At 59.8% G+C, this 605-nt stretch carries 1 protein-coding gene; it reads left to right on the forward strand.

The genetic code is table 11. From position 1 onward, the window contains the following. A partial coding sequence (locus IM294_RS21980) for an integrase core domain-containing protein (protein WP_193360253.1) occupies positions 1-552 on the forward strand: 552 nt, incomplete at its 5' end. Positions 553-605 lie beyond the last annotated feature (53 nt).

Genomic DNA, 605 nt, shown 5'->3' on the forward strand with positions numbered 1-605 from the left:
GACAGGATGACGATGGACAACGGCTCACCGTGGGGCGACACCACCGGCACCTGGACGGCGCTGGAGCTGTGGCTGATGCGCCACGGTATCCGGGTGGGGCACTCCCGGCCTTATCATCCGCAGACGCAGGGCAAGCTGGAGCGTTTTCACCGCAGCCTGAAGGCGGAAGTGCTGCAGGGAAAATGGTTCGCGGACAGCGGAGAGCTGCAACGCGCTTTCGATCACTGGCGCACGGTGTACAACCTTGAACGCCCGCACGAGGCGCTGGATATGGCGGTACCGGCCTCGCGTTATCAGCCGTCTGCCCGGCAGTACAGCGGCAGCGTAACGCCACCTGAGTATGATGAAGGGGTGAAGGTCAGGAAAGTGGATGTCAGCGGAAAGCTGAGCATACAGGGTGTCAGTCTGAGCGCAGGCAAGGCGTTCAGGGGAGAACGGGTCGGGCTGAGGGAGACACAGGATGACGGCTGCTATGAAGTGTGGTGGTACAGCACGAAAGTGGGGGTGATCGACCTGAAGAAAAAGTCGATCACCATGGGTAAAGGATGTTAAAAAGTGTTCACCATGTCCCCGAACACCTGTCTACCATGTCCCCGGACTGTACA

This window comes from Enterobacter cloacae complex sp. P43RS, assembly GCF_014930585.1.
In the GTDB taxonomy this organism is placed as follows: Bacteria; Pseudomonadota; Gammaproteobacteria; order Enterobacterales; family Enterobacteriaceae; genus Enterobacter; species Enterobacter bugandensis.